At 65.3% G+C, this 21,486-nt stretch carries 14 protein-coding genes and 1 tRNA gene; 8 read left to right on the top strand and 7 right to left on the bottom strand.

What is annotated here, in order from left to right:
• Positions 1–3: 3 nt before the first annotated feature.
• Together ABB29_RS12810 and ABB29_RS12815 are read left to right on the top strand one after the other, a co-directional pair.
• Positions 4–2,685: a glycoside hydrolase family 3 protein gene (locus ABB29_RS12810; protein WP_245622630.1), complete on the top strand. Its 2,682-nt coding sequence runs from the start codon at positions 4–6 to the stop codon at positions 2,683–2,685.
• A 14-nt stretch (positions 2,686–2,699) separates the two neighbouring features.
• Positions 2,700–4,154, top strand: a complete 1,455-nt coding sequence (locus ABB29_RS12815) for a mannitol dehydrogenase family protein (RefSeq protein WP_057659705.1) — start codon at positions 2,700–2,702, stop codon at positions 4,152–4,154.
• A gap of 24 nt (positions 4,155–4,178) precedes the next feature.
• Here ABB29_RS12815 and ABB29_RS12820 read toward each other — a convergent pair whose 3' ends face one another.
• Genes ABB29_RS12820 through ABB29_RS12835 form a run of 4 tightly spaced genes read right to left on the bottom strand, consistent with a single transcriptional unit; the run spans position 4,179 to position 9,038 of the window.
• A complete protein-coding gene (locus tag ABB29_RS12820; protein ID WP_057659706.1) occupies positions 4,179–5,276 on the bottom strand; it encodes an SMP-30/gluconolactonase/LRE family protein in 1,098 nt (365 codons plus the stop codon).
• Positions 5,277–5,335: 59 nt separating this feature from the next.
• The gene (gene uxaC / locus ABB29_RS12825) at positions 5,336–6,760 is read right to left on the bottom strand and encodes a glucuronate isomerase (RefSeq protein WP_057659708.1); all 1,425 of its coding nucleotides are present in this window, start codon (positions 6,758–6,760) and stop codon (positions 5,336–5,338) included.
• Between the two features lie 47 nt (positions 6,761–6,807).
• On the bottom strand, positions 6,808–7,803 hold the full coding sequence (locus ABB29_RS12830; protein ID WP_057659710.1) for an endo-1,4-beta-xylanase: 996 nt from the start codon (positions 7,801–7,803) through the stop codon (positions 6,808–6,810).
• The gene (locus ABB29_RS12835) at positions 7,800–9,038 is read right to left on the bottom strand and encodes an MFS transporter (protein ID WP_245622633.1); all 1,239 of its coding nucleotides are present in this window, start codon (positions 9,036–9,038) and stop codon (positions 7,800–7,802) included. The genes ABB29_RS12830 and ABB29_RS12835 overlap by 4 nt, the downstream gene beginning before the upstream one ends.
• Before the next feature lie 547 nt (positions 9,039–9,585).
• Between ABB29_RS12835 and ABB29_RS12840 the strand changes: the two genes are divergently transcribed.
• From ABB29_RS12840 to ABB29_RS12850, 3 genes are read left to right on the top strand one after another with little or no spacing between them, the layout of a single operon-like run.
• Positions 9,586–11,070, top strand: a complete 1,485-nt coding sequence (locus ABB29_RS12840) for an MFS transporter (RefSeq protein ID WP_057659713.1) — start codon at positions 9,586–9,588, stop codon at positions 11,068–11,070.
• A 29-nt stretch (positions 11,071–11,099) separates the two neighbouring features.
• The gene (locus ABB29_RS12845) at positions 11,100–12,116 is read left to right on the top strand and encodes a glycoside hydrolase family 43 protein (RefSeq protein WP_057659715.1); all 1,017 of its coding nucleotides are present in this window, start codon (positions 11,100–11,102) and stop codon (positions 12,114–12,116) included.
• Positions 12,106–12,948, top strand: coding sequence for an aldose epimerase family protein (locus tag ABB29_RS12850; RefSeq protein ID WP_057659717.1), 843 nt, complete (start codon positions 12,106–12,108; stop codon positions 12,946–12,948). The genes ABB29_RS12845 and ABB29_RS12850 overlap by 11 nt, the downstream gene beginning before the upstream one ends.
• A 64-nt stretch (positions 12,949–13,012) precedes the next feature.
• On the opposite strand, the gene ABB29_RS12855 is transcribed toward ABB29_RS12850, so the two are convergent.
• Positions 13,013–13,363 (bottom strand): hypothetical protein, encoded by a 351-nt coding sequence (locus ABB29_RS12855; RefSeq protein WP_057659719.1) that lies wholly within the window; start codon positions 13,361–13,363, stop codon positions 13,013–13,015.
• A 363-nt stretch (positions 13,364–13,726) separates the two neighbouring features.
• Here ABB29_RS12855 and ABB29_RS12860 point away from each other — a divergent pair, with 363 nt between their 5' ends.
• Complete coding sequence (locus ABB29_RS12860) at positions 13,727–18,295, top strand: YadA-like family protein (RefSeq protein WP_057659720.1); 4,569 nt, start codon at positions 13,727–13,729, stop codon at positions 18,293–18,295.
• A gap of 32 nt (positions 18,296–18,327) precedes the next feature.
• Positions 18,328–19,107, top strand: a complete 780-nt coding sequence (locus ABB29_RS12865; RefSeq protein WP_211260741.1) for an OmpA family protein — start codon at positions 18,328–18,330, stop codon at positions 19,105–19,107.
• 280 nt (positions 19,108–19,387) lie between these two features.
• Here the strand turns inward: ABB29_RS12865 and ABB29_RS12870 are convergent.
• A tRNA-Arg gene (locus ABB29_RS12870) sits at positions 19,388–19,464 on the bottom strand.
• 183 nt (positions 19,465–19,647) lie between these two features.
• On the opposite strand from ABB29_RS12870, the gene ubiA reads away from it, so the two are divergent.
• Entirely contained in the window at positions 19,648–20,544 is an 897-nt protein-coding gene (gene ubiA / locus ABB29_RS12875; RefSeq protein WP_057659724.1) for a 4-hydroxybenzoate octaprenyltransferase, read from the top strand.
• 36 nt (positions 20,545–20,580) lie between these two features.
• Here ubiA and ABB29_RS12880 read toward each other — a convergent pair whose 3' ends face one another.
• The gene (locus ABB29_RS12880) at positions 20,581–21,135 is read right to left on the bottom strand and encodes an HdeD family acid-resistance protein (RefSeq protein ID WP_057659725.1); all 555 of its coding nucleotides are present in this window, start codon (positions 21,133–21,135) and stop codon (positions 20,581–20,583) included.
• Positions 21,136–21,486 lie beyond the last annotated feature (351 nt).

Raw genomic sequence — 21,486 nt, forward strand, 5'->3', positions numbered from 1 at the left:
TCGATGAAACAGACCCACTACCGCCGTCCGCTGCACACGGCCCTGCTTTCCTGCCTGCTGGCGTGCGCGACCGCTGCCAGCCTGGCGGCCGAACCGGCATTGCCCTACCAGGACACGCGGCTGGATTTCGAAACCCGTGCCGCGGATCTGGTGTCGCGGATGACCTTGGACGAGAAAGGCGCGCAGATGCAGAACGACGCGCCGGCGATTCCGCGCCTGGACGTACCCGCCTATGACTGGTGGAACGAAGCACTGCACGGGGTGGCGCGTGCCGGCGGGGCGACGGTGTTCCCGCAGGCGATTGGCATGGCCGCTTCGTTCGACGTGCCGCTGATGGGCGAGGTCGCCAACGCGATCAGCGACGAAGCACGCGCCAAGCATGAAATCTTCGCCGCCCGTGGCGAACGCGGGCGCTACCAGGGCCTGACGTTCTGGTCGCCGAACATCAACATCTTCCGTGATCCGCGCTGGGGCCGCGGCCAGGAAACCTATGGCGAGGACCCCTACCTGACCGGTCGCATGGGGGTGGCGTTCGTACGCGGCCTGCAAGGCGATGATCCCAGGTACCGCAAGCTCGATGCGACCGCCAAGCATTTCGCGGTGCACAGCGGACCGGAAGCCGATCGCCACCACTTCGATGCCCGACCGAGCGCACGCGACTTTCACGAAACCTATCTGCCGGCGTTCGAGACGCTGGTACGCGAGGGCCAGGTCGCGGCGGTGATGGGTGCCTATAACCGCGTCTATGGGGAATCGGCCAGTGCCAGCCAGTTGCTGTTGAAGGACATCCTGCGCCGCGACTGGGGCTTCAAGGGTTACGTGATGTCCGACTGCTGGGCCGTCCGTGACATCTGGGAAAATCACAAGCTGGTGGCCACCCCGGAAGAAGCCGCCGCGCTGGCGGTCAAGAACGGCACCGAGCTCAACTGCGGCAGCACCTACGCCCAGTACGTACCGGTGGCGGTACGCAAGGGCCTGCTGTCCGAGGCCGAAGTCGACGATGCTTTGACCCGCTTGTTCACCGCACGGATGCGCCTGGGCATGTTCGATCCGCCGGCGCAGGTGCATTGGACCCGAATTCCCGCCAGCGTCGTGCAGTCGGCCGAACACGATGCGCTGGCGCGACGGATGGCGCAGGAATCGATCGTGCTGCTGAAGAACGACGGCCTGTTGCCGCTGTCCCGGCAGACCGGCACGATCGCGGTGATTGGCCCGACCGCTGACGATCCGATGGCGCTGCTCGGCAACTACTACGGTACGCCAGCCGCGCCGGTGACCATCGTCCAGGGCATCCGCGAGGCCGTGCCGCAGGCACGCGTCCTGTATGCACGCGGCACCGATCTGGTGCCCGGCCGTGACGATCCCGATGCGACGCCGCTGATTGAACCGCGTTACCTGCAGACTTCGGCAAAGGATGGCGAACGCGGCCTGCGCGGCGAGTACTTCGCCAATCGCGATCTGTCCGGCAAGCCGGTGCTGGTGCGCACCGATGCCCAGGTTGGTTTCCGCTGGGATCGCAATTCGCCGACCGACAACCTGATGATGCGCGGCGAAGCCGGACCGGGCGAGGGCGTGCCGGCCGACGGTTTCAGCATCCGCTGGAGCGGACAGCTGCTGCCGCCGGTGACTGGCGAGTACCAGCTGGAGGCCGCCGCCGACGATGGCATGCGCGTCTACCTTGACGGCAAGCTGATCATCGATGCCTGGGAAAACGTCGACCGGATGCGTGCCGAGCATGCCAGCGTGCAGCTGGAAGCCGGTCGTGCCTACGACATCAGGCTCGAGTACTACGACAACGAACGCGATGCCGGCGTGCGCCTGGCCTGGCGCATGCCCGGTGCCAAATCGACCTTGCAGGAAGCCATGGACGCGGCGGCACAAGCCGACGTGGTGGTGTTTGTCGGCGGCCTGACCGGCGATGTCGAAGGCGAGGAGATGAAGGTCGATTATCCCGGCTTTGCCGGCGGTGATCGCACCGATATCCGGCTGCCGCAGACCCAGCGCGACCTGCTGCAGAAACTGCAGGCCACCGGCAAGCCGGTGGTGATGGTGCTGACCACCGGCTCGGCGCTGGCAGTGGACTGGGCCAAGCAGCATCTGCCGGCGATCCTGGTCGCCTGGTATCCCGGCCAGCGTGGTGGCAGCGCGGTCGCCGACGTGTTGTTCGGCGATGCCAACCCGGCCGGACGGCTGCCGGTGACGTTCTACAAGGAAGACGAAAAGCTGCCGGCGTTCGATGACTACTCGATGCAGGGCCGCACCTATCGCTACTTCGAAGGCCAGCCGCTGTATCCGTTCGGCCACGGCCTGTCCTACACCAGGTTTGGCTACGACGGGCTGGCCCTGCAGCGTGCTGGCAACAGCGCCGCCGATCCGATCACGGTCAGCATGACCCTGAGCAACCAGGGCCAGCGTGCCGGTGATGAAGTAGTGCAGCTGTACCTGCGTCCGGTCAGTGCCAGGCACGCGCGCGATCGCAAGACCCTGCGCGGCTTCCAGCGCATCCATCTGCAACCGGGGCAGTCACAGGAGGTCAGCTTCAAATTCACCCCGGCCAGGGATCTGACCTGGTACGACGAGCAGAAACAGGCGTATGCGGTGGACCCGGGCCAGTACGAAGTACAGGTCGGTGCCTCCAGCGAGGACATCCGCCTGCGCCAGATCTTCAGCATGGATGCCGACTGAGTGCGCAAGCCGGGATGAGTGAGGACCACGCGCCGTTGCCACGGCTTGACCACAGCCGGCTGCCGACCCTGGCCGCCGGCATCGGCCGGCCGGGCTACGATCCAGCCGCGGTGCGCGTCGGCATCGTGCACATCGGTGTGGGCGCTTTCCATCGCGCCCATCAGGCTGTCTACATCGATGATGTGCTGGCCATCGATCCACGCTGGGGCATCTGCGGTGTATCGCTGCACAGCGGCGCGGTACGCGACGCGCTGGCAGCGCAGGATGGCTTGTACACGCTGGCGTTGCTGCAGCACCCGCCGGCGCTGCGGGTGATTGGCGCCGTGCGTGAACTGTTGTGCGCCCGCGATCAGGGCGATCAGGTGCTGCAGCGGATGGCCGACCCCGCGATCCGCATCGTCAGCCTGACCATCACCGAGAAGGGCTATTGCCTGGCCGGCGAGGAGCTGGACACGACGCATCCAGACATCGTCCACGATCAGGCCTCGCCGATGCGGCCGCGCAGTGCCATCGGCCTGCTGGTGGCGGCACTGGCCCTGCGCCGCCAGCGTGGCGTGGCCGCATTCACCGCGCTGAGCTGCGACAACCTGGCCGACAACGGTGGCAAGCTGCGGCGTGCGGTGCTGCAGTTCGCCGGGCTTGTCGACCCGGCCCTCGCGGACTGGATCCGGGTGCAGGCCAGCTTTCCATGCAGCATGGTCGACAGCATCACCCCGGCCACCGATGAAGCGACCCGGGAACGGGTGGCCGCTGCGCTGGGCTGCATCGATGCCTGGCCGGTGCAGCGCGAGCCATACACGCAATGGGTGGTTGAAGACGACTTCCGTCATGGTCGCCCGGCGCTGGAACAGGTAGGGGTGACGATGAGTGCCGACATCGCCGCCCATGACCAGGCCAAGTTGCGTCTGCTCAATGGCGCCCATTCCAGCCTGGCTTATATCGGTCTGTTGCGCGGCCACCAGACCGTGGCCGGGGCGATGGACGACCCGGCGCTGGCCGCGTTCGTCGAACGGCTGATGCGCCGGCACATCGCGCCGACGCTGCGGATGCCGCCAGCCTTCGACAGCGACGGCTACATCAGCGCGATCCTGCAACGCTTCGCCAACCCGGCGATCCAGCACCAGCTGTCGCAGATTGCCTGGGATGGATCACAGAAGCTGCCGGTGCGCCTGCTGGGCACGCTGGCCGATCGCCTGGCTGACGCTCACGACATCGACGCGTTGAGCCTGCCGATCGTGGCGTGGATGCGCTTCGTCCAGCGCCAGGCCAACAACGGCGTGGCGTTGGTCGATCCGATCAGCGACGCGCTGACCGCCATCGGCCTGCGCTGCAACGGCGAGCCGGCCCATGATCTGGGCCTGTTCCTGGGTCTGGATGCGATGTTTGCCGGACTGGCGACGGAGCCGTGTTTCGCCGCCGCCCTGCTGCGCGCCGATGCGCGGCTGCAACGCGGTGATTTTCCGGACTGACCGCGCCGGGTCCACGGCCGCGTATCAGGGCGCTGGAAACCCGAGCGCCCGGGGGGTGACCCGGATCCGCGCCAGCAGGCTCTTCGAAGTCAGGTACAACATCCGGCCGTCGTTGCCGAAGGCGCAGTTGGAAATCGGCCCGCCGGTTTCGATGCGACCCAGCCGCTGGCCGTCTGCATCCATCACCAGCACTCCGCCGGGGGCGCTGGCAAACAGCAGGCCATTGGGCGCGACTTTCATTCCGTCCGGCAAGCCGGGTGCGCCCTGTGCGACCAGATCCGCGGCGTTTGCGAATTCACGCCTGGCCAGCACGCTGCCGTCGGCCGCCAGCGTGTAGGCCATCCATACCGGCCGCTGCGGGTCGGAGTTGGACACGTACAACGTGTTCTGGTCCGGTGACAGCGCGATACCGTTCGGGAAAAGCAGCTCATCTTCCAGCAGGTGCACGCTGCCGTCGCGATCCAGCCGGTAGACGCCGCTGTAGGCCAGCTCCCTGGCCGGCGAATCGTTGATGCCTTTCAGCCCATAGGCGGGATCGGTGAAGAAGATGCTGTCGCCGCGGACCACCAGATCATTGGGACTGTTGAAGCGCTTGCCCTGGTAGTCGCTGACCAGCAGCGTGCGTTTGCCGCTGGCCGGATCCACCCGCACGATCGCCCGGCTGCCGGAATCGGCGATCAGCCACTGGCCATCGGCCTGCAGCCAGATACCGTTGGCGCCGGCTTCGCGCAGCGTCGAAAAGTCATTGCCCTGGTAGCCGGACGGTTTCATCAACACCGCCACGGTGTTGTCGGCGGACCAGCGATACAGCGTGTTTTCGGGAACATCGGTAAACAACAGCTGCTGATTGCCGGCATCCCAGGCGGGCCCTTCCGCCCAGTTGAAACCCTGCGCCAACTGCTCGACCACCGCATCGGCCGGGACTATCTGCTCGAAGCGGGCGTCCCAGCGGCGGGTGCCACCGATAACGCGGTGGTCGCTGGATGCGGTCACTGCCGGCGCCGGTGGCACGCTGGCCGGCGGCGAGGCCGAGCAGGCCGCCAGCATGCTGGCCAGGGTTGCCAGCAGCAGCCGGCCAGCGATGAGGTTTGATTTCGGGTGAGGCAATGGCGCGGCAGTCATGAAGTACTCGTGCAGGAGTGGCGAGGAGGGCAATCGATGGTGCCGCGGCGGTCGTACGGCTACAGCCGATAGGCCTGTTTCGGCAGCCGGTAGGCAAGATCCACGGCCAGTTCGTAGGCTTCGTCTTCGTCCAGCCGATGCTCGGCAACCAGCTTGGCCAGGAACGCGCAGTCGATGCGGCGGGCGACGTCATGGCGGGCGGGGATCGACAGGAACGCGCGGGTATCGTCATTGAAGCCGACGGTATTGTAGAAGCCGGCGCTGGCCAGGGTCTGTTCGCGGAAGCGCCACATTCCCTCCGGACTGTCGTGGAACCACCACGCCGGCCCCAGCCGCAGGCACGGATAATGCCCGGCCAGTGGCGCCAGCTCGCGGGCGTAAGTGCTCTCGTCCAGGGTGAACAGGACCAGGCTGAAGTCCGGTTCGTTGCCAAACCGATCCAGCAATGGCTTGAGCGCCTGCACGTAGCCGGTGCGCAGCGGGATGTCGGCACCCTTGTCGCGACCGAAACGATGGAACAGCTGGCGGTTGTGGTTGCGCAGGCAGCCGGGATGGATCTGCATCACCAGGCCGTCATCCAGGCTCATCGCCGCCATTTCGGTCAGCATCTGGGCGCGGAACAGCTCGGCATCGCCAGCGTCGAAATTACCGCTGACGATGCGGGCGAACAGCGCCCGCGCCCGCTCGCGGCCGAGGTCGGCGGTGGCCGCGCTGGGGTGGCCGTGATCGCTGGAGGTGGCGCCCATGCTGGCGAAGTAGGCGCGGCGCTGGCGATGGGCACGCAGATAGCCGTCCCAGTCGTACACGTCTTCGCCACTGATCCCGGCAAATGCCCGCAGTGCGGTGGCGAACTGCTCGTGCTCGGGATCAATCACCGGATCCGGGCGGTAGGCAGAGACGATGCGGCCGTCCCAGCCGCTGTCGCGGATGGCGCGATGGTGGCGCAGGTCATCCAGTGGCGATTCGGTGGTCGCAATCACTTCGATGTTGAAGCGCTTGAACAACGCACGTGGCAGGTATGCCGGTCGCTGCAGGGCCTCGCCGATGCTGTCGTAATAGTGATCGGCGCTGGCGGCGTTCAGGCGCATCCGCAGGCCGAACACCTCGTGGAAGACATGGTTCAACCACAACGACGACGGCGTACCGCGGAACAAATGGAAGTGCGCGGCAAACAGCCGCCATGCGGCGCGTGGATCGACCTCGGCGCGACTGCCGTCGGCGCGCGAAATGCCGAGCGCGTCGAGCGCGATGCCCTGGCTGTAGAGCATGCGGAACACATAGTGATCCGGCACCAGCAGCAGTTCGCTGGCATTGGCGAACGGCAGGTTGTCGGCAAACCATGCCGGGTCGGTATGGCCATGCGGACTGATGATCGGCAGCGTGGCGACCTGCGCATACAGTTGCCGTGCGATCGCGCGCTGGCTGGCTTCGGCCGGGAACAGCCGGTCCGGATGCAGGTGCAGGGGCTTTGCGGGTTTGCTCATTGCCTGTCTCTTGTCACGCGTCTTGATCGCTGGAAGTTGCCTGGCAACTACCGGGCCGCATGCTGCGGATGCTGCCGCAGATAGTCGCGCAACCAGGTCAGTGCAGGCCGATCGCTGCCGTCCGGGTTGACCAGATAAGCGCCCTGTTCGGTGCGCCAGCCGCCAAACTGGAAACCCCATACGGTGACCCCACGCACCGCCGGATGCTCCCATAACAACGGAAACACCCGCTGCATCGTCCGCAGTTGCGCGGCGTCGCCGGGACCATCGATGTCCAGCTCGGTCACGTACAGCGGCAGTCCGGCCCCGGCGAGCAGTTCCAGGTTGTCGCGCAGCACCTGGGTGGGAACATCATCGGTCAGCGAGAACGCATGCGCCTGGAAGCCGACGCCATCCAGCAGCTTCTCCTTGCGCAGCAGGTCGACAATGTGGCGATAGCGCCTGGCGTTATCGGGCTTGTCGATGATGTGGTAGTCGTTGATCAGCAGTTTCGCCCGTGGAAAGTGCTTCCGCGCCAGCCGGAACGATTCCAGGATCCAGTCCCAGCCGCTGGCACCGGCGCCGCCCAGCGCCTCGAGATAGTTGCCGCCGCCCTCATCGTCCTTGGACGGTGGATCATTGAGTGGCTCGTTGACCACTTCGACGAAGTCCAGATCCGGGTAGCGCTTGGCAACGGCGGCAAACCATTCCTCGATTTCCTCGCGCTGTTCGGCCGGTGGCAGCGTCTTGATCCACTCCGGCTGCTGGTTGCCCCACACCATCACGTGCATGTGGAACGGATAGCCGTGTGACCTGGCGAAACGATAGGCCATGTCCAGTCCGCCCCATTCCATCTTGTCGCGCACCGCTTCGACACTGCCCCATTTGCCGGCGTTTTCCGGGGTGACCTTGTTCCAGTAGCGCTCGAAATCCTGCGCCTGCAACGGGCTGTAGGCGCTGCCCAGGAACTTGCCCTGGCCGGCCGCCAGCGGCGCATCCTGGGCGGGCGCTGCAAAAGGCAGCAGTGACAGCAGCAGGACGGCTAGGCTCAAAACGGTATTCATGGATGTGGATTCTCCAATGGGTTGAACGGCAGACGTGCCGGTGTCAGTGCCGGCACCAGCAGGTGCACGACCAGCAGCGCCAGTAGATAGGCGGCGCTGGCGACCAGGAATACCAGCGCATAGCTGCCGCTGGACTGCAGCTGCGCGCCGGTGAATGTCGACATCGCCATGCCGCCGAGCGCACCGGCAAAGCCGCCGATGCCGACCACCGAGGCGACCGCCTGGCGCGGAAACATGTCCGAGGGCAGGGTGAACACATTGGCCGACCAGCCCTGGTGGCCGGCGCTGGCCAGGCCCAGCAGCGCCACCGCCAACCACAGCTGCTGGGCATGGGTGACCAGCACGATCGGCACCACGCACAGCGCACAGACCAGCATCGCGCTTTTGCGCGCGCGGTTGACGCTCCAGCCAAGACGGATGAAACGACCGGCCAGCCAGCCGCCGCCGATGCTGCCGACATCGGCCAGCAGGTAGATCGCAATCAAGGGCAGGCCGACCTGCCTGAGCGACAGGTTGAACTGCGAATACAGGAACTTGCCCGACCAGAACAGCAGCAGCCACCAGACCGGATCGGTAATCAACTTGGCCGCGACGAACGCCCAGGCCTGGCGATAACGCAGCAGCCTGGCCCACGGCATCCGGGTGGTGGCTTCAACGGGATCGCTGCGGATGTACTGCAGCTCGGCAGCCGACAACCGCGGTTGTTGTTCCGGTGCGCGATAGGTCAACAGCCACCATGCCAGCCACGCGGCGCTCAGCACGCCGGTGAACAGGAATGCCGCCTGCCAGCCCAGCGCCAGCGCGATCACCGGCACCAGCAGCGGCGCCAGCACCGCGCCGATGTTGGAACCGGAGTTGAAGATGCCGACCGCCAGGGCGCGTTCGCGGCGCGGGAACCATTCGGCCACGGTCTTGACCGCGGCAGGGAAGTTGCCGGCTTCGCCCAGGCCCAGTGCGAACCGCGCCAGCGCAAACCCGATCACACTGCTGGCCAGCGCATGGCTCATCGCCGCCAGCGCCCAGATACTGATCGCGATGGCATAGCCGATGCGGGTGCCAAAACGGTCGATGACCGCCCCGGCGCACAGCAGCCCGATCGCATAGGCCGCCTGGAACGCACTGACGATGCGGCCGTACTCGATCTCGTTCCAGCCGATGTCGCGCTGCAGGAACGGCGCCAGCACGCCCAGTACCTGGCGATCCATGTAGTTGATGGTGGTGGCGGCCAGCAACATCGCGCAGACCCGCCAGCGGTAGCGGCCGGGGTTGGCGGGCGGCGTGCTGGCGGCAGCCAACGGCTTCACGGCGAGCACTGTCCCGTCATGGCGTGCGGCCACCACGGTCGGCATCGGTCGCGGACAGCGGGCAGGTGCGCCCGCAGCAGACGTCGTCGCCCGCCCGCGCCGGCTTGCACGTGTTGCCAGAACCCCTCCGCATCGACCGACGCCCTCCACGCTGGTAGCGCTATCAGTATCACAGGCGGGATGGCGGCGGCCAGTGCAGAGGAACGGTTTGCTGCAGCAACGCCACAAAGCGGTCAAATTGCCTGCAATAGCGGCATTTATCTGCACGGAACAGCTATCCGCTGATTGCTGCGACGCAACGTGCTTATTCGAAAATGATAGCGCTACCATCCAGTCGCGAAGGTCTGGGCGGGCCTGCCGGCGCGGGCCGGCCTTGGCGCGCCATTGGCCAGCTGCCGTGTTGAACTAAGCAAACCGCAGTCTCCACGGTCGCCAGCCAGGCGGTCCGGCTGCAACGCCAATCGGGGCCACTGAATAGATGAGCAACACACTGCAGGATATTTCCGTCGTCGAGAAAGTCGGCTACAGCCTCGGCGACCTGGCGGCCAACCTGATCTTCCAGACCCTGGTCACCTACCTGGCGTTCTTCTACACCGACGTGTTCCGCATCCCGGCCGCCACCGCGGCCAAAATCATTTTCGTGGTTGGCATGCTCAGTGCCTTCGTGTTCACGCCATTGATCGGGGTGCTGGCCGACCGCACCCGATCACGCTGGGGCAAGTTCCGGCCGTGGATCCTGTTCACCGCGATCCCGTTCGGGGTGTTGTCGCTGCTGGCGTTCCGCACCCCCGACATCAGCGCCGATGCCAAGATTGTCTACGCCATCGCCACTTACACCTTGCTGGTGCTGGTCTACGCCGCCAACAACCTGCCGTACTCGGCATTGAGTGGCGTGTTAACCGGCAACATGTCACAGCGCAACAGCGTTTCGGCGTACCGCTTCGTGGCGGTGATGATCGCGCAGTTCATCATCCAGGTACTGCTGTTGCCATTGGTGTTGATCCTTGGTGACGGTGACCGCGTGCGCGGCTTTGAAGTGGTGATGACGATCTTTGCCGTGGTCGGCACGCTGTTCTTCCTGATCACCTTCTTCACTACCCGCGAGCGCATCGTGCCAACCGTGGAACAGCGCTCGGGGATTGGCCAGGATCTGGCCGATCTGGCCCGCAACGTGCCGTGGATGTTGATCCTGGCGCTGACCATCCTGGTGTTCATCAACCTGGCGCTGAAAGGCGGCATGTACATCTATTACTTCCAGTACTACCTCAGTGAAGCGCAGCTGGCCGCGTTCCTGCAGCAGATTGGATTCAATGGCTTCATCGATGGCCTCAACCACCTGCTGGTCAATGCCGGCCTGACCCGCTTCCAGTGGCCGCAGGATCCGCCGACGTCGGCGTTCAGCCTGTTCAATGCCGGTGGCATCATCTTCATGATCATCGGCATCGGCTTCTCGCGGCCGCTGGCCAACCGCTTTGGCAAGCGCGATGTGTTTGGCGCCGCGCTGTTCGCATCCACGCTGTTCCTGCTGGCGTTCTATTTCTACTCGCCGCAGTCGATCGGCCTGGTGTTCGCTTCCTACATCCTGCATGGCTTCTGCTACGGCATCACCATCCCACTGCTGTGGGCGATGATCGCCGACGTCGCCGACTATTCGGAATGGAAGAACAACCGTCGCGCGACCGCGATCATCTTCTCGGCGATGCTGTGCGGGCTGAAAATCGGCCTCAGCGTCGGCGGTGCCGCGGTCGCCGGCATCCTGGCCTATTACGGCTACCAGCCGGGCGCGCCGGACCAGCTGCCACAGACCGTCGATGGGATCCGCATGGCAATAAGCCTGTACTGCTCGCTGCCGTTGCTGGTCGCCGTGGCCCTGCTGTTCTTCTACCGCATCGACAAGGCGATGGAATCGCGCATCGAGCACGAACTGAGCGAACGCCGCCTGCACGCGGCCAGCCCCCGATAACCCACGAAACCGCCCCATCCAGGTGCCCAATGCCGCATAAACTCGCACCCCACAACCTGCAGACGCTGCGCGAGAAAGCCATTTCGCAGCCGCTGGTCGAGCACATCCATACCGCCGACCCGTCGGCCCACGTGTTCGATGGCAGGATCTACATCTATCCCTCGCACGACATCGATGGTGGTGTTGCGCTGAACGACGATGGCGAGCACTTCCAGATGGAGGACTACCACGTGCTGCGGATGGATTCGCCAGACGGGCCGGTGCACGACTGCGGGGTGGCCCTGCATGTCAGGGACGTGCCGTGGGCTGATCGCCAGATGTGGGCGCCGGACGCGGCGTGCAAGGACGGCCGCTATTACCTGTACTTCCCGGCCAAGCGCGCCGATGGCATTTTCCAGATCGGGGTTGCGGTTGGTGATGATCCGGCCGGTCCGTTCGTGGCCGAACCGGAACCGATCCGCGGTACCTATTCGATCGACCCGGCGGTGTTCAGCGACGACGACGGCGAAGCCTATCTGTACTTCGGCGGTATCTGGGGCGGGCAGTTGCAGAAGTATCGTGACAACGTCCACGACGACGCCCACGAAGAGCCCGCCGACGATCAGCCAGCGCTGGGCCCACGGGTGGCGCGTCTGGCCGCCGACATGAAGCAACTGGCCGAACCGAGCCGGGAAATCCTGATCCTCGATGAGCATGGCCAGCCGCTGCGCGCCGACGACCACGCCCGCCGCTATTTCGAAGGACCGTGGATACACAAATACCAGGGCCGCTATTACCTGTCGTATTCCACCGGCAATACCCATCTGCTGTGTTACGCCGTCGGTGACAACCCGTACGGACCGTTTACCTACCAGGGCGTGATCATGACCCCGGTGGTGGGCTGGACCACCCACCACTCGATCTGCCAGGTCGGTGAGCAGTGGTATCTGTTCTATCACGACTCCCTGGCCTCCGGCGGCGTCACCCATCTGCGTTCGGTCAAGATGGCGCCGCTGCAGATCGACGAGCACGGTCGCATCCAGACCATCAATCCCTATGGTGGTTGATCCGGCCGCCGGGCCGCTGATCGACGAGGCGCTGCGCGCCTTGCCGCCCGGCGATTGCATCAGCCTGGATGCGGGCGACCTGCAGGTCATTGTCGCCCCCGGCGCTGGCGGCCGCATCGCCCAGATCCGCTTCCGCGGCCAGCCGCAACTGCAGGGCTACAGCGACACCCGCAGCGCGATGATCGCCTGGGGCAGTTATCCGATGGTGCCTTGGGCCGGACGTATCCGCGCTGGCCGCTTCCGTCATCAGGGCCACGACGTGCAGTTGCCGCTCAATCTGCAAGGCAATGCGATTCATGGCGTGGGCTTTGGCCTGCGCTGGCGGATTGATGCGCTGACCCGCACACGCATGGCGTTGTCATTGCCGCTGCCGCGCGACCAGCGCTGGCCGTTCGGCGGCATCGCCCGCCAGACGATCGAGATCGTTGATCATGATCTGCGCCTGCAGCTGTCGGTGAGCGCGCAGGATCAGTCGCTGCCGGCGGTGGTCGGCTGGCATCCGTGGTTCCGCAAGCCACGGCGACTGCAGTTTTCGCCGACCGCGATGTACCCGCGTGATCGGCAGGACATCGCCTGCCTGCCAGCCGGCGAAGTAACGGACGGCCCCTGGGATGACTGCTTCATCAATCGCGCGCCGGTACTGCTGCACTATCCGCAGCATGTCTTGCATCTGAGTTCGGACTGCGATCACTGGGTGATCTACGACCAGCCGGACGACGCGACCTGTGTCGAGCCGCAAAGTGGCCCGCCGGACGCCTTCAACCTGTGCGCGGAAGTGCTCGAGCCCGGCCAGTCATTGCAGCGGACATTCCTGTTGCAGTGGCGCGATTGATTCACGCCGGACGCTGATCGCAATTTCAATCAGACCTGGCGGCGTCCAGCGTGCGCCCGTCGCTTCATAGCACCGTCCCGCTAAGCGCTCGCGCGCTTTTCAGCAGACCCATTATCAGCAGGCCCATCAGTGCGCGCCGTTCCACGCGTGCTGCATCCTCGGTCTGCTTGCGGCCCGTAATCGCATCGGCGCGGCCTCGCCGGCGCTGACAGAGCGCTGAGCGCTCCTCAATTCCCAGGCATGCCGCCGCCATCGGCCGGTGCCACATGCCATCCGCCAGGTCCGCGCTGGCGACCAGGTGCGGGCGACTGATGCTTGAAGACCGCTGCTGCGGTGTTCCCTGCACTCTATTTTTACCCGTCGCGAGCGACTCTTGGCGACGGACGGTGGTGCCAGTGCCATCGGCCGCGAGCATGCTGGCCCCTTGATGCTTGCCGCGCCGCACCGACCAGCCGGGACGCACGATCGGTGCATGCGTGAAACGGGGACCGATCAGCCCCGGCGATGTATCCGCTATTCCTAAACGATTGTTTCATAACGGTTTTACTCGGCTGGATAACCGAGTTGGCGAGCAGCGACCGCCGACAAACGTGAATCACAATTAACTATTTTGTGACAGATGTCCGCTTTTTTTGAGAATTGGCGAGACTCAGGGTGGACGGAGCTGGATGCGCTGCTCGGGGAGTGAGCCGCCGCCGGTACCAGAAATGTTTTGCAGCAAACCCACGGGCCCGGAGCGCTGACTCCGCGCTTTTACATGATTTCTGGAGAGGAACTAATGAACACGATCTATCGCAAAGTCTGGAACCTGTCGCTGGGCCAGTGGGTGGTTGCATCCGAGCTGGCCAGCAGCCGTTGCACCGGCCGCGTGCGCAGCACCAGCCCCGGCCTGAAGACCGCCGCCCTGCTGGGTGCGCTGGCAATGGCCGCGCCGGCCATGGCCTATAACGCTGGCAACGGCGCGGTGCAGGGCGACCCCGCCAATACCGTCGTCGGTGATGGTGCCGTTGGTGCTGATGGCTGCATGACCTTGAACAATGGCATCACGCCGGACGGCTCGCCGTCGCCGCTGGCTCCGTGCCTGCATTCCACCGCCGTCGGTACCCAGGCCAATGCCGCATCGGGTGGCTCGAGCGCGCTGGGTGAACAGGCCAATGCTTCCGGGCAGGCCTCCACCGCGCTTGGTGCGGTGTCCACCGCGCGTGGATTCGCGACCGCGGTCGGTGCCGGCGCCAACGCCCTTGGCAACCATTCGGTAGCGCTCGGCCAGAGCGCCTACGCGACCCGGCCCGATACCACTGCCCTCGGCACCAACGCCTGGGCGACCGGCGACAATGCCATGGCTATCGGCAGCGCCAGTCGTGCCAACTTCCTTAATGCCACCGCGGTCGGTACCTTCGCCAATGCCGACGGCATCGGCGCAACCGCGCTGGGCTCGGGCGTGCAGGCGACCAATAACTTCGCCTTCGCCGCCGGTCTGGGTTCGAACGCCACCGGCCAGTCTGATCTGGCCATCGGTCACCTGGCCAGCAGTGCCGGTGGCAGCGGGGTCGCCATCGGCCGGGGTGCCAACAACAGTGCCGACGCCGCAAGCGGCATCGCGATCGGCACCGACGCCAGCATCACTGGTGCCGGTTCAGGCTACAGCACCGCCATCGGCTTCCGCACCAACGTGCAGGCCAACAATGCAACGGCGGTGGGTCGCGACTCCAAGGTGCTTTCTGGAGCAAGTGGCGGCATTGCCATTGGTGGTGGTATTGCCGGCGGCCCTCAAGCGACCGCTATCGGCGTCGGTGCGCAGGCACAGGATTACTATGCGATCGCCATCGGCGGCAACGGCACTGCGGCGACGGCTGTTGACTCCCTTGCCATCGGCAAGAACGCCATCGCCAGTGGTGACAGCAGCGTGGCTTTGGGTGAGCAGAGCCGGGCCCTGGGCGGTAGCTCGACCGCCGTGGGCCTGGGCGCCAACGCTTCGGCGTGGTCGGCATCCATGGGTTGGCAGTCGCAGACCCAGGCCAATTTCGCCACCGCGGTTGGCGCGCGGGCCAAGACCGGTGTCGGTAGCGGCAACGCGCTGGCCCTCGGCTATTCGGCCACGGTGTCCGACAACTCGACTTCGGCGATTGCAGTGGGTTCAGCTTCGGTATCAACCGGTCGTTCGGCCATTTCGCTGGGTAGCGGCGCGCAGGCATCCAAGGACCAGGCTGTTGCCGTGGGTCGCGACTCGGTCGCCGCCGGCACCAATGCGCTCGCCATCGGTTACCGTGGCCAGGCCAATGGCGCCAACAGCCTCAGCATCGGTACCGGCAACATCGTCAACGGTGCCGGCAGCGGCGCCATCGGCGACCCGACCACCATCAACGGTGCCGGTTCGTACTCGCTGGGCAATGACAACACCATCGATGCGGATGAAGCCGGCGTGTTCGGCAACAACAGCGTGCTCGGCGTGGACGCCGACGGCAGCCGCATCATCGGCAACAACAACAACGTCGACGTCGCCAATGCGATGGTCGTCGGCAACAACGCCGACGTGACCGTGGCCGGTGGCGTGGCCCTGGGCAGCAGCTCGGTATCCAACACCGCCGCTGGCGTGGCCGGCTTTGCGCCGATCAACGGCAATACCGCCCAGCAGACCGCCATCACCGCCACCACCAGCACCCTGGGTGCGGTCAGCGTCGGTGACGCGGCCAATGGCCAGTTCCGTCAGATCACCGGCGTCGCCGCCGGCACCGCCGACAGCGATGCGGTCAACGTCGCCCAGCTGGCAGCCAGCCAGACCCATTACGTCAGCGTCAATGACAGCGATGTGCCGGGCAACAACTACAACAACGACGGCGCCACCGGCAACCAGGCCACCGCCATCGGCATCAACTCGACCGCTGCCGGTATCGCCGGTACCGCGGTGGGCCTGGATTCGCGTGCCAGCGGCGACCAGTCGTCGGCATTCGGCAGCGCCGCCATTGCTTCCGGCCGTCTCAGCACCGCGCTGGGCCAGCAGGCCAACGCCGGTGGCGCGCTGAGCGTGGCGATCGGTCCGGGTGCACGCGGCCAGGGTGACAGCACGATTGCCATCGGCGCTACCGCCGCGTCCGCGCAGACCCACGGCATTGCCATCGGTACCGAGTCGCGCAGCAATGCATTGCGGGCCACGGCCATTGGTGTGCAGGCCGTTTCCAATGCAAACGACGGCATGGCACTGGGTAACAGCGCGGTCGTCAACGTCGACCGTGGTGTCGCCCTCGGCAGCGCCGCGGTGGCCAACACCGCCGCCGGTGTCGCTGGTTACGTCCCGGCCGGCGCCGACGCCGCGCAGCAGGCGGCCATCAACGCCACCGTCGGTACCCGTGGTGCGGTCAGCGTCGGTAACGCGTCGGCGGGCGTGTTCCGCCAGATCAACAGCGTTGCCGCCGGTACCGCCGACAGCGACGCGGTCAACGTCGCCCAGCTGGAAGCGGTCAGCATCGCGGCCAGCAACGAAATCCAGGCCAACAAGGCCCATTACTACAGCGTCAACGACAACGGCGTGCAGGGTGGCAACTACGACAACGACGGCGCCAGTGGCATCAACGCCATCGCTTCGGGTGTGAATGCCGCGGCGACCGGTGATTCCAGCGTGGCCATCGGTGACGGCGCGCAGGCCAACGGCACCAACAGCATCAGCATCGGTAGCGGCAACGTCGTCGATGGTGCCGGCAGCGGCGCCATCGGTGACCCGACCACCATCAGCGGTGACGGTTCGTACTCGGTCGGCAACGACAACACCGTGGATGCGGACGAAGCCGGCGTGTTCGGTAACAACAACGTGCTGGGCGCGGACGCCGACGGCAGCCGCATCATCGGCAACAACAACAATGTCGCCGCGGCCGACGCGATGGTCATCGGCAACAATGCAGGCGTCAGCGTCGACGGTGGCGTGGCCCTGGGCAGCGGCTCGGTGTCCAGCACCGCGGCCGGTGTCGCCGGTTTCGTGCCGACCGGTGCCGATGCCGCCCAGCAGGCAGCCATTGCCGCCACCACCAGCACCCTGGGTGCGGTCAGCGTGGGTGATGCCGCCAACGGCCAGTTCCGCCAGATCACCGGCGTCGCCGCCGGTACCGAAGACAGCGATGCGGTCAACGTCGCCCAACTGGAAGCGGTCAGCACCGCGGCCAGCGAAGAAATCGCCGCCAACAAGACCCGTTACTACAGCGTCAACTCCACCGGCGGTGGCAACGAGGACAACGACGGCGCCACCGGTGCCGATGCGATTGCCTCGGGCAAGGATGCCAGCGCGACCGCGGTGGACGCCGTGGCCATGGGCCGTGGCAGCAGTGCCAGCCACGCCAACAGCCTGGCGCTGGGTGCGGGTTCGGCAACCACCGTTGGTGCGTTGACCGGTTATGAAGGTGCCTACGTCGGCAGCAGCAACTCCAGCGGTGAAATGAACATCGGCAACCGCCAGATCACCGGCGTCGCCGCCGGTTCGGCGGACACCGATGCGGTCAACGTCAGCCAGCTGCAGGGCGGTGTCAACTACGCCATCGACCAGTCCAAGGCATACACCGACAACCGCATCACCGACATCGCCGGTGACATCACCAACCTCGGTGACAACATCAACAACCTGCAGGGCGACATCACCAATATCTATGACGTCATCGACAACCTGGGAGTTGGTGATGGCAAGCAGATGTTCGTGGCCAGCGAAGAAGGCCAGGTGACGCCGCAGGCGACTGGCAAGAACTCGTCGGCCGGTGGTTCCGAAGCCGTCGCCTCGGGCACCAATGCCCTGGCCGTCGGCAACCAGAGCACGGCCAGCGCCGATGACAGCACCGCCATCGGTACCGGCTCGACCGCCAGCCACGCCAACAGCGTCGCGCTGGGTGCGGGTTCGGCGACCACGGTCGGCGCGCAGACCAACTATGACGCCGCCTATGTCGGCAGCAGCACCTCGGCGGGCGAAGTCAACATCGGCAACCGCACCATCAGCGGCGTCGCTCCCGGCATTGCCGGCACCGATGCGGTCAACGTCAACCAGCTCAACAGCGGCGTCAATTACGCCATCAACCAGGCCAACAGCTACACCGATCAGCGCATCGGCGACCTGGAAGGCGACATCCACAACAACGAGCGCGGTTACCGTGGTGGCGTGTCCTCGGCGATGGCGATGACCGGCATCCCGCAGGCCTATCTGCCGGGCAAGAACCTGCTGGGAGTGGGCGTGGGTGGCTACCAGGGTGAGTACGGCATGGCCGTCGGCCTGTCCGGCATCACCGACAACGGTCGCTACATCTACAAGGCCGCTGCCAGCGGCAACACGTCACGCGACTGGGGCTTCTCGGTCGGCGCCGGCATCCAGTGGTAAGGCAACCCAATCGGAGAATGAGCATGAACGCAATGAAGACACTACTGGCGGTTGCCGCCGCCCTGGCGCTGGCAGGTTGTACCCATGTCAGCAACAACATCAGCGATGAAGGCGTCGCCGGCGAAGTCATCTTCCCGGCGGCCGACAAGGTGGTTCTCAAGGAAGGCACCTTCCCGACCATCGAGGCCCTGCGCCAGGTCGGCCCGGGCGTGACCAAGGACCAGCTGTACCAGCTGCTGGGACGACCGCATTTCAACGAAGGCCTGGTCGGCGTGCGCGAGTGGGACTACCTGTTCCACTTCCGCGACGGCAATGAAGTGACCACCTGCCAGTACAAGGTCATCTTCGACAAGGACTACCACGGCCAGAGCTTCCACTGGTTGCCCGCCGAATGTGGCGACCGTCTGGCCAGCACCACGACCGGTACCGGCAAGACCATGACGATCTCGGCCGATACGCTGTTCCGCTTTGCCGGCGGCAGCGAAGCCGACCTGCTGCCCGAGGGGCGCCAGCAGCTGGAAGAAGTGGCGGTGCAGCTGAAGAAGATGCAGGCCGGCGGCGTGATCGTGGTCGGCCATACCGACCGCATCGGCTCGGAGGTCGACAACCTGCGCCTGTCGCAGCAGCGTGCCGATACCGTGCGCCAGTTCCTGGCCGCCCGCGGCATTGCCGCCGACAACATCATCGCGGTCGGCAAGGGTGAAGCCGACCCGATCAGCCATGGTTGCGTGGGTAATGACGAGGACGAAGCAGTGCGCCAGTGCCTGCAGCCCGACCGCCGGGTGGACGTGATCGCCCAGGGTATCGGCTGATCCGATAACCGTCGTCACGGATAACGGCCGGATTCCGCAAGCACCGCGGAATCCGGCCATTTCTTTTTCGACGAATGCAAACTGGATAGCCAGTATTTCCACAGCGTAGAGCGGAGCTTGCTCCGCTGCACGCGGGACAAGGCCTGCTTTTGTCGCGTGTTGCATTGCTTCAGCGGAGCAAGCTCCGCTCTACCTGATGTGTGCATCTCCCAGGCCAGCAGCAACATCAATGAGCAAGGCGGTGCCAGACGTGGTCGCTGAGCACAACAAGCAGAAAAGGTGGCGCGCCTGGAGGGATTCGAACCCCCGACCAATGGCTTCGGAAGCCACTACTCTATCCGGCTGAGCTACAGGCGCGCAGACGGCATAGTTTACCTGAAGCCGGCGCCAGCCCAAAGCATTCGTTTTGCAATCACCGGTAATCGGCAGCCATCATCCGTCCTCCGGGCCTCTAGCCGCTGCCGGCGCCAGAGGTCCGGAGCACTGGCGAGCTTGGCCAATGCTGGCGCGCAGGGGGGCGCAATCGCTAACCTGTCGCGCATGGCTTACGAACGCTTCGAAAAACCCTACCGCTCTCCGCTGGCCGAGCGCATGCATCAATACTGGAAGCTGATGCGGGGCGACCGCCCGATTGGCGTGCTGTTGCTGCTATGGCCGACCTGGTGGGCGTTGTGGCTGGCCGCCGGAGGCGTGCCGCCGTGGTGGACGCTGCTGGTGTTCACCGCCGGGGTATGGCTGACCCGTTCGGCCGGCTGCGTCATCAACGACTACGCCGACCGCTGGCTGGACCCGCAGGTCGAGCGCACCCGCGAGCGGCCACTGGCGAGCGGCGCATTGACCGGCCGCGACGCGCTGTTGCTGTTCGCGGCGCTGATGCTGGTCGCGTTCGCGCTGGTGCTGAGCATGAACCGGCTGACCATCGGTTTGAGCTTCGTCGGCCTGTTCCTGGCCGCCAGCTACCCCTATCTCAAGCGTTATACCTATCTGCCACAGGTGTATCTGGGCATGGCTTTCGGTTGGGGCATCCCGATGGCCTTCGCCGCGATCCAGGGCCAGGTGCCAGCCGTGGCCTGGGTGCTGTATTTCGCCAACATCCTGTGGTCCACCGCCTATGACACCTGGTATGCGATGGTCGACCGCGAGGACGACCTGCGGGCCGGTTCAAAGTCCACCGCGATCCTGTTTGGCGACATGGATCTGATCATCCAGGGTGTGCTGTACGGCTTGCTGCTGCTGGCCCTGTACCTGGTCGGCAAGCAGGCCGGCATGGGCCTGTATTACTGGGCCGGGCTGGCACTGGCCGCAGGATTGATCGTGCAGGAGTTCTTCATTGCCCGTCATCGTGAGCGGGCCGCCTGCTTCCGCGCCTTCCTGCACAACAACTGGATCGGCGCGGCGGTATTTGCCGGTATCGCGGTCGATTACGCCGTGCGCTGAGCCCACGGCGTAATCCATTCCGCCTGTCTAAGGCCCTCAGCGCAGCAGGTCGGCAGCCTTGCGCATACGGAATGCCACCATCATCTGCAGGATGCCGTAGGCGATCACACCCCATGCCACCCACAGTGCGACCGTCAGCAGGCCAACACCGGGCCGGGCGAGGAACAGCACGCCCAGCGCCAAAGCCAGCAGGCCGCTGAGGATCAGCATCCATTCGCCCTTCACCAGCTTGCGGATCTGGATGGCGAACACAATGCGCGCGATGCCGGCCACGATCAGCCAGAACGCCAGCACCCACAGCAGTGATTCGGCCACCAGCAGCGGTTGGCTGAGGGCCAGCACCCCAAACAGCAGCGACAGCAGACCGTATGCCACCAGCATCCACGCCGGCAATGCCAGGTCCTTGCGGAAGATGCTGGCCAGGCTGACCAGACCGTCGACGACCGACAGCACGCCCAGCGCCATCACCATCGCCCAGACCGAGCGTCCAGGCCACAACAGAATCGCCACCCCGAACACCACCGCCGCCACGCCATAGAGCAGGAGCAGCCACCAACTCCGTGACACCTGCTCGGTTTGCCTTGCGCTCATGATCAACTCCTTGTGCTGGATTCCGAGCGGAGAGCATGTCGTTTCCGGTGCGGATCGGTCAATGCGGCAACCGGCGCTGACCGGGCCGACCGGGGGCTTCAGTAATTCAGGTTTCGTTAAATTGACGATGGTTGTGCCTGTGAAAAATCCCGACTTGGAGTTCGGATAGACCTTTAATTTCTTAATTTTCAAAAGGATGCGGTCGCGTGCTCAGAGGGCTGAGACGCCTCACGCGTGGTTTTGCATCCAAATCAGCCGTCTCACAGAACCAAAAATTCTGTGACGAATGTCCGCTTTCACGGTGCGTTAGCGAATCAAACAGGGTCCCGGGATTGTCCCGCGGGCTTTCTG

Source organism: Pseudoxanthomonas dokdonensis, from assembly GCF_001431405.1.
GTDB classification, from domain to species: Bacteria; Pseudomonadota; Gammaproteobacteria; order Xanthomonadales; family Xanthomonadaceae; genus Pseudoxanthomonas_A; species Pseudoxanthomonas_A dokdonensis.

What these genes read in the sequence shown, in the direction of transcription:
- ABB29_RS12830 (WP_057659710.1), bottom strand. Translation starts at nt 7,803, where the DNA reads ATGAATACCGTTTTGAGCCTAGCCGTCCTGCTGCTGTCACTGCTGCCT.
- uxaC (WP_057659708.1), bottom strand. Translation starts at nt 6,760, where the DNA reads ATGAGCAAACCCGCAAAGCCCCTGCACCTGCATCCGGACCGGCTGTTC.
- ABB29_RS12860 (WP_057659720.1), top strand. Translation starts at nt 13,727, where the DNA reads ATGAACACGATCTATCGCAAAGTCTGGAACCTGTCGCTGGGCCAGTGG.
- ABB29_RS12880 (WP_057659725.1), bottom strand. Translation starts at nt 21,135, where the DNA reads ATGAGCGCAAGGCAAACCGAGCAGGTGTCACGGAGTTGGTGGCTGCTC.
- ABB29_RS12835 (WP_245622633.1), bottom strand. Translation starts at nt 9,038, where the DNA reads ATGTTGCTGGCCGCCACCACCATCAACTACATGGATCGCCAGGTACTG.
- ABB29_RS12855 (WP_057659719.1), bottom strand. Translation starts at nt 13,363, where the DNA reads ATGCTCGCGGCCGATGGCACTGGCACCACCGTCCGTCGCCAAGAGTCG.
- ABB29_RS12865 (WP_211260741.1), top strand. Translation starts at nt 18,328, where the DNA reads ATGAAGACACTACTGGCGGTTGCCGCCGCCCTGGCGCTGGCAGGTTGT.
- ABB29_RS12810 (WP_245622630.1), top strand. Translation starts at nt 4, where the DNA reads ATGAAACAGACCCACTACCGCCGTCCGCTGCACACGGCCCTGCTTTCC.
- ABB29_RS12840 (WP_057659713.1), top strand. Translation starts at nt 9,586, where the DNA reads ATGAGCAACACACTGCAGGATATTTCCGTCGTCGAGAAAGTCGGCTAC.
- ABB29_RS12850 (WP_057659717.1), top strand. Translation starts at nt 12,106, where the DNA reads ATGGTGGTTGATCCGGCCGCCGGGCCGCTGATCGACGAGGCGCTGCGC.
- ubiA (WP_057659724.1), top strand. Translation starts at nt 19,648, where the DNA reads ATGGCTTACGAACGCTTCGAAAAACCCTACCGCTCTCCGCTGGCCGAG.
- ABB29_RS12820 (WP_057659706.1), bottom strand. Translation starts at nt 5,276, where the DNA reads ATGACTGCCGCGCCATTGCCTCACCCGAAATCAAACCTCATCGCTGGC.
- ABB29_RS12815 (WP_057659705.1), top strand. Translation starts at nt 2,700, where the DNA reads ATGAGTGAGGACCACGCGCCGTTGCCACGGCTTGACCACAGCCGGCTG.
- ABB29_RS12845 (WP_057659715.1), top strand. Translation starts at nt 11,100, where the DNA reads ATGCCGCATAAACTCGCACCCCACAACCTGCAGACGCTGCGCGAGAAA.